A 9,470-nucleotide genomic window follows, 5' to 3' on the forward strand; every position below is an offset into this window, starting at 1 on the left:
TCCATAGTCGCCAGCTCCGTCTACTGGTGCGCACGTCTGCGGTGTGCTTCGCTCAATAGGCGGTTGCCGCACCCGCCGCGGCGTCTCGATCGGACGGCGTCGCGAGCAGGTGTTGGGTCGCGCGATAGGATCCGCGACAGGTGTTGCGCGTGAGGCAGCCGGACTTAGCTGCCGAAGTAGATGTTGCAGAAGCTCATCGGGCCGACACATTCATCAGCTTTCGCTTTCGGCGCTTCCACATGCTTGCGCGGGGCAACCTTATCGGTGCGCTGGCCATCCGCTTGCGCAACCTGCTGCTCCGGCGCGGCCGGCGCCGTCTGTGCATAGGCGGCGGCAGCGGTGGACAAAGAACAGGCAATCAGGACCATCTTCAACACTTTCATCTCGTTCTCCAGGACTTACGACTACTGCGACGAATACTGCGAGGCAGTGACGAAACTATATGACCGCCACCTACGCGAATAAACGGGGCATCCCGGAAGGGATCTTTCCATCTGGCAGAAAGATCCACGCAGCATTGCTCAGCGACGATTGAAGGGCGCGTCCTTGTCGAGCAACGCGCTACGAATGAAGTGCAGACAGCTCAAGATACGTTGCAGATCGTAATGCCGGTCGCGCTCGGCGTGCACTGCCTGCAGCATGTCTTGCGCGAACCAGGTGGCCGAGCGCACGGCGACGAGTGCGCGTTCGAGCGACCGTGGACCTGGGCGTTCGAAGAGCCGGGCAAGATCGTCGCACGTGTGTTCGATCACGCTGCGCCAACGCGGCTGAAGGATGTCGGCATAATCGGCGCGTGCGGCTTCGTTGCGCAGATCGATGACGGCGTGACCTACTTCGATCGTTGCGAGCATCCAGCGAAGTGCGTCGCGCCGTCGTCGTGAACGGTGCGTCAACAGCACGCGCAGTTGCGAAGTCAGATCATGCGTGCCCGACTGGAAACGTTGGTTCAGACCCGGCAGCGCGTCCTTGCATGCCGACACCGTTTGCGCTCGCAGGTCGCCCATGATCCGGTCGATGAGCCAGCGCATATCGGCGGGAAAGACCACCGCGAAAACAACCGCTGCGAGCAGCATCGACGCGGTCAGCGCGATGCCGTTGTTGATCAGCAGATCGGGCACGTAGCTGACGACGTTGTCCGGCCCGGCCAGCAGACAGAAGAACACCGAAAAGCCGATGCCAAGCCCTGCCGCGCCGCGACGCGTCGCGATGAATGCGCCGAGCGCGAGCACCGGCGCGAGTACCGCGCAAAGCAGCGGGAACCCATCGATGTTCGGATACACGTAGCACATGAACACATAGCCGGCCAGCGTCCCGAGCACCGCGCCGATCGCCATCTGGATGGCCATTCTGGTGGCGCTTGGCGCGGTGGACGTCAACGCGCAGACCAGTGTTGCGCCAATCACGGCGAGACCGCCGCTCGGCCAGTTGGTCGCGATCCAGAACGCACCGGCGATTCCGATGACGACAGCCGAGCGCACGAATGTGAACAATACGGCGAAGTGGTTTGTGCGGCTTATAGGTCTGCTTGTGCGGTGGCTCTTAGTTGGGCTTGAGCTGCATCGTAGGCAGTACTGCCGGCTTGCTGTTTTGCGCCACAAGCATGCATAGGTTTGCGAATAGTTTATCCATTCGCCCACGAATCGATACAGCAATTCGGCTGCCGTGTCGAAGTCCGCAAGCGATTCCGCGGACGCGGCTTCGAGTGGCCGCCTGGTTTCGCGTACCCGGCGTGGCAAGCTCGCTCGAAAGGGGCGCAGATCGGCTGCTGCGTGCGATGCTTCGACGCCGGCTTCAGCTTGTGCTTCGAACAAGGCTCCCAGTTCGTCGAGGTACGGACCGATGGCCGCGAGTATCGACACAGCGCGGCTGGCGCGCAATCGTTTGAGCAACTGATTCAGCGCATGCAGACGCGCGCACGCATCCATGAATTCGCTATTCAGACGCGCCAGATGCGCACTGCGCGAGCGCATCGCCGGATCTTCGAATGCGACGAACGTACGGGTTGCTTCGAAGCCAGTGATTTCGTCGACGAAATCCGCGAAACGCCGTTCGAACTGATTGCGCTCAAGCCCGCGTGCGAGCATGTCGACAGCAAACGCAGTAAAATTCGCGTACCTGATCTGAAGGTTACGTCGCAGCGCAAGGATCGAGCGCTGGGGCAGCAGCAACGCGCTGACCGCGCTCGAACACACGATGCCGACCGCCACTTCCGCCGCACGCGTGAGTGCGGCGAGGAACAGTCCCTGAGGCGTCGTCACGTTTGGAATGCCGATCAGCGCGGCGGTGTAACCCGCGAGCACAAAACCGTACCATCTGAAATGCCGATACCGGACCGCCGCAGCAATACAGGCGCTCACCCACACGATCATGCCGAGCGTGTACAGTTCGGGTTGCTGAACGAACAGCCCGCCGAGCACGAGCGCCGCCACGGTCCCTACTGCCGTTCCGAGAATCCGGTAGAAGCTCTTCGCGAGCACCATGCCGCTGAACGGTTGCATCAACACAAAGACAGTGGTCATCGCAATGCGCGGCTGCGGCAGATCGAGCAGCATCGCGATGCCCAACGCCAGCAGACCGGCGGTGACCGTCTTCAGCAGATGCAGCCAGGTCAGACCGTCGCTGCTGGCCCAGTCGCGCACGGCGCGATTGAGTTTGGCTCGGCTGAGGCGTCGCCGCATGACGCCGCGCGGACCGAAGAAATCCGCCGACGGTTCGATCGCATGATCGGGTCTCATCTGAAAACAGTGCACCCTACGTGGTCGCTGAGAGAGCCTCCGGACAGAATGGCCAACACCGGCAGGCGAGGCGCCGATTGTAGGAGTCCGCGATGCGTACATTAAGCCGATGGGTGCAGAACATCTGTTCCAGAACGGACAACAATAGTGTTCTGAGACTGACGGAAAATATGATCTTGATCATGAAACAGAAGGTTTGATGGACACGCTACAAAATATGCGAGTGTTTGTGCGCGTGGTTGAAGCCGGTAGCTTCACCGCGGCCGCGCAATCGCTCAATTCAACGACCGGCGCGATGTCTCGCGCGGTCTCGGAGCTTGAAGCACATCTGCGCACACGCCTGCTGAATCGCTCGACGCGTCGGCTTGCGCTGACCACCGCCGGCGAGCGCTATCTGAAACGATCGCAGCAGATCCTCGCGGATGTCGATGTTGCGGAAGAAGAAGCCAGTTGCGCACACGAGCGACCAACCGGCGCACTGCGCATGCATAGCTTTGCGAGCATCGGCCAGCACTACGTCCTGCCGGCCATTTCGCGTTACCGCGAGCTTTATCCTGATGTGACCGTCGAGTTGACGCTATCGCAGCGCATGCCCGATCTGTTCGAGGGCAGCGCCGACGTGGCCGTGATCGGCGCATCGACGCTGCCGAATTCGGACCTCGTATCGTTTCCGCTGGGGACGACGTTCAGCATCCTGTGCGCATCGCCGGCCTACGTGCGGGCGCACGGCGCGCCGCAAGAACCGGCTGACCTTGCGCATCACGAATGTCTGATCCTGCATACACCGGCGTTCCCGCCACATGAATGGACGCTCGACGGCCCGAACGGCAGTGAGTTGATGGAAGTCGACGGCCCCGTGCATGTGAACATCGCCGAATCATTGATCGTGGCGATCCGCGAAGGCATGGGCATCGGCATGGTGCCGCTCTACGCGGCCATTTCCGGGTTGCGCGATGGCACGCTGGTGCGCGTGTTGCCGGAATATACGCTGCAAAAGACGACTGTTTATGCGCTCTATCCGTCGCGCAAATTCATCGATGCAAAGACGCGCACGTGGGTCGAATTCTTGCGCTTGCATCTGCCGAAGGTGATTGCGCGCGACGAAGCATTGCTTGCTGAGGTCGGGCAACTAGGGGGCGGAGATGACCCAGTGCAGCTGGTTGGAGTTGCCCCTGTAACTCAGGACACGCGGACACCGTTAGGTCGATGAAATCGCGGCAGCACGCCTGAACTCACGCGGCGAGCGGTATTCCAGGGCTTTGTGCGGATGGCGCTCATTGTAGTGTTCAAATGCAACAGCCAGACACGAGAGCGCCGCTGGCGCGTCAGGCTCGTCCATACAGGCGACGTAATTGTCACTTCATGATCTTCACGAACGATTCGACCATGCCATTGCTCTGCGGAGAACGTGCCGGCGTTGTCAATGACTCCAGGGCCAATTCGCGAGCGAAGCTGCGAGTGCGGTGGTCGACATAAGCCGAGCCGTTGTCCGTCAACCATTCGATGGACGGCGCGACCTGCCCGGTGCCGAATTGCTGCGCGACGGCGGCCAGCATCGCGTCGCGCACTACATCACCGCTATACCCGCCGGTCCCCGCCGCCCGGCCAATCGCCTCTCCGATCGCAGCAGTCGAGTGCGAACGTTACGCGCAACGGCGTGCCATCGTCGCACCGGAACATCTGTATCGCGATCAGAAGTGGCGCCGAGAATTCAGACAGGTCGGTAAGTGGAAAAGCTGGGGCGTGAGTCGGTCATAATGGCCGGCAACAAGGAACCAGAAGATGACGAAACGCAACCGACGGACACACTCACCGGCGTTCAAGGCAAAGGTGGCACTCGCGGCGCTCAAGGGCGACAAGACGCTGGCCGAGCTGACCCAGCAGTTTGATGTGCATCCGAACCAGATCACGGACTGGAAGAAGCAACTGCAAGAGCGTGTTGCCGAAGTGTTCGAGACGGGCCAAACATCGGCCGAGCCCCCGGTCGATGTAAAGGTGTTGCACGCGAAGATCGGGCAATTGACTCTGGAGAACGATTTTTTGGAAAGCGCGCTCGGCAAGGCGGGATTGCTGAGCGTAAAGCGATGATTGATCGCGAGCACGCATTGCCGGTGAGCCGGCAGGTGCGGCTGGTGGGCATTGCCCGTTCAAGCGCCTACTACCAACCGCACCCGGTCAGCGAGGCCGATCAGAAGCTGATGCGGCGGCTCGATGAATTGCATCTGGAGTTCCCGTTTGCCGGTGCACGAATGTTGGTTCGCCTGCTCAAACGTGAAGCTATCAGGGTCGGGCGCAAACACGTCGGCACTCTGATGAAGCGCATGGGCATGGAGGCGCTGTACTGCAAGCCGAACACGAGCCGCCGTCATGCGAAGCACAAGATCTGGCCTTATCTGTTGCGAGGCATGACGATCACTCGGGCAAACCAGGTCTGGGCACTGGATACGAGCTATATCCCGATGGCGCGCGGCTTCGTATATCTGACCGCCGTGGTGGACTGGGCCAGCCGAAAGGTACTGGCCCACCGCGTGGCGATTACGATGGAAGCGATGCACGCTGTCGAGGCGTTGGAAGAAGCGTTTGCGAAATACGGGCAACCTGAAATCGTCAACACCGACCAGGGCAGCCAGTTCACCGCGACAGCGTTCACCGACGCCGTGCTCGGCAGGGGCATCCGCCTGTCCATGGATGGCAAAGGCGCCTGGCGCGACAACGTATTCGTCGAACGCGTTTGGCGCAGCGTGAAATATGAAGAGGTGTATCTGAAAGCCTATGAATCAGTCAGCCATGCACGCCGCTCCATCGGCGGTTACCTGAACCTTTACAACCAGAAACGGCCCCATTCAAGTCTGGCCGATCAGACGCCGGATGAGGCATACTTCGCGACGCTGCCAGCGATCAAATCGGCAGCTTGATGACCCCGGCGCTTCCACTTATAAATTCGATCTGACTGTCCGAACTAACGGCGCCACTTCTATCAGCCTGCGCCACCCAGTTGTAGATGGTCTGTGCAGTCGGCTCGAACTCCTTTTCCAGTTCCTCCGGCCTGCGTCCGGCCTTCACCAGCTCGACCGTTTGCGCCCGAAATTCCGCCGGGTACGGGGTACGATGCTTGCCCATAATCGGCACCTCCTTCTCCAAAGGATAGATGTCCGTTTTTCTGGATCAACTTCAGTATGCGCAAAAACGCGTCGATCAACAGGCTACTTTTGGCAATGGCTGGCAACGGCGTCCGACCACGCTTATTGTTCGTGCCCGGTCGAGCATGTTGCTGTTGATTTGGGCCGCGTAAACGCAAAAACCCCACCGCGGCGGGTGGGGTTTCTGACTGGGGGGGAGCCTGACGATTACCTACTTTCACACGGGCAATCCGCACTATCATCGGCGTGGAGTCGTTTCACGGTCCTGTTCGGGATGGGAAGGGGTGGGGCCGACTCGCTATGGTCATCAGGCATGACGGGTTGCTGCGTCGCAGGGCTGGAGTCAACCGGTTGCGCCACAGCCAATCGGGAAGAAGCGTAAAGGATTCGAGTGTGGGGGGTTGTGTTGTTTCTGGCACAACACTGAATCCCAACCGGGCGTTTCTGTGAGCTCCCGCGGGAGTTCACACCAATCCCCTTCGGGGATCGGACCCGCGTAAGTGCTGAAGCACTACCGCGGGTCGAGACACACCTGTTATAGGATCAAGCCTTACGGGCAATTAGTATCAGTTAGCTCAGTACATTACTGTACGTGCACACCTGACCTATCAACGTCCTGGTCTTGAACGACCCTTCAAGGGGCTCGAAGCCCCGGGGATATCTCATCTTAAGGCGAGTTTCCCGCTTAGATGCTTTCAGCGGTTATCTCTTCCGAACATAGCTACCCGGCGATGCCACTGGCGTGACAACCGGTACACCAGAGGTTCGTCCACTCCGGTCCTCTCGTACTAGGAGCAGCCCCCTTCAAATATCCAGCGCCCACGGCAGATAGGGACCAAACTGTCTCACGACGTTTTAAACCCAGCTCACGTACCTCTTTAAATGGCGAACAGCCATACCCTTGGGACCGGCTACAGCCCCAGGATGAGATGAGCCGACATCGAGGTGCCAAACACCGCCGTCGATATGAACTCTTGGGCGGTATCAGCCTGTTATCCCCAGAGTACCTTTTATCCGTTGAGCGATGGCCCTTCCATACAGAACCACCGGATCACTATGACCTGCTTTCGCACCTGTTCGACTTGTCAGTCTCACAGTCAAGCACGCTTATGCCATTGCACTATCAGCACGATTTCCGACCGTACCTAGCGTACCTTCGTACTCCTCCGTTACACTTTGGGAGGAGACCGCCCCAGTCAAACTGCCTACCATGCACTGTCCCCGACCCGGATCACGGGCCAAGGTTAGAACCTCAAACAGATCAGGGTGGTATTTCAAGGACGGCTCCATTGAGACTGGCGTCCCAACTTCATAGCCTCCCACCTATCCTACACAGACCGGTTCAAAGTCCAATGCAAAGCTGCAGTAAAGGTTCATGGGGTCTTTCCGTCTAGCCGCGGGGAGATTGCATCATCACAAACACTTCAACTTCGCTGAGTCTCGGGAGGAGACAGTGTGGCCATCGTTACGCCATTCGTGCAGGTCGGAACTTACCCGACAAGGAATTTCGCTACCTTAGGACCGTTATAGTTACGGCCGCCGTTTACCGGGACTTCAATCAGGAGCTTGCACCCCATCATTTAATCTTCCGGCACCGGGCAGGCGTCACACCCTATACGTCCACTTTCGTGTTTGCAGAGTGCTGTGTTTTTATTAAACAGTCGCAGCCACCAGTTTATTGCAACCCTTTCACCCTTCTGGCGCAGGCCAGTCAGGCTATGAGGGCGTACCTTATCCCGAAGTTACGGTACCAATTTGCCGAGTTCCTTCTCCCGAGTTCTCTCAAGCGCCTTAGAATACTCATCTCGCCCACCTGTGTCGGTTTGCGGTACGGTCACTGTGAAACTGAAGCTTAGAGGCTTTTCCTGGAACCCCTTCCAGTTGCTTCGCCACCGAAGTGGCTCGCCTCGCACCCTTGAATCCCGCGCCCGGATTTGCCAAAGCGCCTTCTCCAATGCAAGGACCGGGACTTCCAACACCCGGACAACCTTCCGCGATCCGTCCCCCCATCGCATTTCACAATGGTGCAGAAATATTAATCTGCTTCCCATCAGCTACGCATTTCTGCCTCGCCTTAGGGGCCGACTCACCCTACGCCGATGAACGTTGCGTAGGAAACCTTGGGCTTACGGCGAGGGGGCCTTTCACCCCCTTTATCGCTACTCATGTCAGCATTCGCACTTCCGATACCTCCAGCACACTTTCCAGTGCACCTTCGCAGGCTTACGGAACGCTCTCCTACCATGCACATTACTGTGCATCCGCAGCTTCGGTATATGGCTTAGCCCCGTTACATCTTCCGCGCAGGACGACTCGATCAGTGAGCTATTACGCTTTCTTTAAAGGGTGGCTGCTTCTAAGCCAACCTCCTGACTGTTTTAGCCTTCCCACTTCGTTTCCCACTTAGCCATATTTGGGGACCTTAGCTGGCGGTCTGGGTTGTTTCCCTCTTGACACCGGACGTTAGCACCCGATGTCTGTCTCCCGTGATTGCACTCTTCGGTATTCGGAGTTTGCTATGGCGTAGTAATCCGCAATGGACCCCACAACCATGACAGTGCTCTACCCCCGAAGGTGAGACACGAGGCACTACCTAAATAGTTTTCGGAGAGAACCAGCTATTTCCAGGTTTGTTTAGCCTTTCACCCCTATCCACAGCTCATCCCCTAACTTTTCAACGTTAGTGGGTTCGGTCCTCCAGCACGTGTTACCGTGCCTTCAACCTGGCCATGGATAGATCACCTGGTTTCGGGTCTACACCCAGCGACTGGACGCCCTGTTCGGACTCGCTTTCGCTACGCCTGCCCTAATCGGTTAAGCTCGCCACTGAATGTAAGTCGCTGACCCATTATACAAAAGGTACGCCGTCACCCCTTCGCAGAGGCTCCGACTGTTTGTATGCATGCGGTTTCAGGATCTGTTTCACTCCCCTCCCGGGGTTCTTTTCGCCTTTCCCTCACGGTACTGGTTCACTATCGGTCGATCACGAGTATTTAGCCTTGGAGGATGGTCCCCCCATCTTCAGACAGGATTTCACGTGTCCCGCCCTACTTCTCGTACACCCAGTTCTTCCATGCTGTTTTCGTCTACAGGGCTATCACCTGCTATGGCCGCACTTTCCAGAGCGTTCGACTAACAATACAGATAACGTGTACCGGCTGATCCCATTTCGCTCGCCACTACTCTGGGAATCTCGGTTGATTTCTTTTCCTGCGGTTACTTAGATGTTTCAGTTCACCGCGTTCGCCTCACGCAGCCTATGGATTCAGCTACGGATACTCCATTAGGAGTGGGTTTCCCCATTCGGACATCTCCGGATCAATGCTCGTTTGCCAGCTCCCCGGAGCTTTTCGCAGGCTACCGCGTCCTTCATCGCCTGTGATCGCCAAGGCATCCACCACATGCACTTGTTCGCTTGACCCTATAACGGGTGTGTCTCTGTGTCGACCCACGTTAGCGCTTTAGCGCTTACGTGGGTCCCATCCCCGGAGGGGATAGACGCACTCGCTACAGGTTGAGTATTCGTGTTGCGCCGTATTCCAAAGCGATCTCTCGATCACCTTTAAAATACATCGATACAATCACAACCCTGATT

General features: G+C 58.2%; 5 protein-coding genes, 2 rRNA genes and 1 pseudogene. 2 read left to right on the top strand and 6 right to left on the bottom strand.

Annotated elements, in window-relative coordinates:
* Positions 1-164 precede the first annotated feature (164 nt).
* Both OKW35_RS42860 and OKW35_RS42865 read right to left on the bottom strand, forming a co-directional pair.
* Positions 165-383 carry a hypothetical protein gene (locus OKW35_RS42860; protein ID WP_090806192.1) on the bottom strand — a complete coding sequence of 73 codons (219 nt, stop codon included), beginning with the start codon at positions 381-383 and terminating at the stop codon, positions 165-167.
* Between the two features lie 138 nt (positions 384-521).
* A complete protein-coding gene (locus tag OKW35_RS42865; protein ID WP_429555244.1) occupies positions 522-2,735 on the bottom strand; it encodes an FUSC family protein in 2,214 nt (737 codons plus the stop codon).
* A 199-nt stretch (positions 2,736-2,934) separates the two neighbouring features.
* On the opposite strand from OKW35_RS42865, the gene OKW35_RS42870 reads away from it, so the two are divergent.
* Positions 2,935-3,945 (top strand): LysR family transcriptional regulator, encoded by a 1,011-nt coding sequence (locus tag OKW35_RS42870; RefSeq protein ID WP_429555245.1) that lies wholly within the window; start codon positions 2,935-2,937, stop codon positions 3,943-3,945.
* Here OKW35_RS42870 and OKW35_RS42875 read toward each other — a convergent pair.
* Positions 3,934-4,412 (bottom strand): annotated as a pseudogene (locus OKW35_RS42875) (integrase core domain-containing protein); the annotation flags it as partial. The gene OKW35_RS42870 and the pseudogene OKW35_RS42875 overlap by 12 nt on opposite strands.
* Before the next feature lie 105 nt (positions 4,413-4,517).
* On the opposite strand from OKW35_RS42875, the gene OKW35_RS42880 reads away from it, so the two are divergent.
* Positions 4,518-5,650 (top strand): IS3 family transposase gene (locus tag OKW35_RS42880; protein WP_429555246.1). Its coding sequence is split into 2 segments (ribosomal slippage): positions 4,518-4,779 and positions 4,779-5,650, totalling 1,134 coding nucleotides; the frame shifts between segments, so codons are not numbered across the junction.
* On the opposite strand, the gene OKW35_RS42885 is transcribed toward OKW35_RS42880, so the two are convergent.
* The 3 genes from OKW35_RS42885 to OKW35_RS42895 form a co-directional block, all read right to left on the bottom strand.
* Complete coding sequence (locus OKW35_RS42885; protein WP_429555247.1) at positions 5,634-5,855, bottom strand: transposase; 222 nt, start codon at positions 5,853-5,855, stop codon at positions 5,634-5,636. The genes OKW35_RS42880 and OKW35_RS42885 overlap by 17 nt on opposite strands.
* Before the next feature lie 218 nt (positions 5,856-6,073).
* Positions 6,074-6,187: ribosomal RNA gene (gene rrf, locus OKW35_RS42890) — 5S ribosomal RNA — on the bottom strand.
* Positions 6,188-6,414: 227 nt separating this feature from the next.
* Positions 6,415-9,296: ribosomal RNA gene (locus OKW35_RS42895) — 23S ribosomal RNA — on the bottom strand.
* Positions 9,297-9,470 lie beyond the last annotated feature (174 nt).

This window comes from Paraburkholderia sp. MM5477-R1 (genome assembly GCF_050436385.1).
GTDB lineage: Bacteria > Pseudomonadota > Gammaproteobacteria > Burkholderiales > Burkholderiaceae > Paraburkholderia > Paraburkholderia tuberum.

Coding starts and splice junctions, on each gene's coding strand:
- OKW35_RS42860 (WP_090806192.1), bottom strand. CDS start 383: ATGAAAGTGTTGAAGATGGTCCTGATTGCCTGTTCTTTGTCCACCGCT.
- OKW35_RS42865 (WP_429555244.1), bottom strand. CDS start 2,735: ATGAGACCCGATCATGCGATCGAACCGTCGGCGGATTTCTTCGGTCCG.
- OKW35_RS42870 (WP_429555245.1), top strand. CDS start 2,935: ATGGACACGCTACAAAATATGCGAGTGTTTGTGCGCGTGGTTGAAGCC.
- OKW35_RS42885 (WP_429555247.1), bottom strand. CDS start 5,855: ATGGGCAAGCATCGTACCCCGTACCCGGCGGAATTTCGGGCGCAAACG.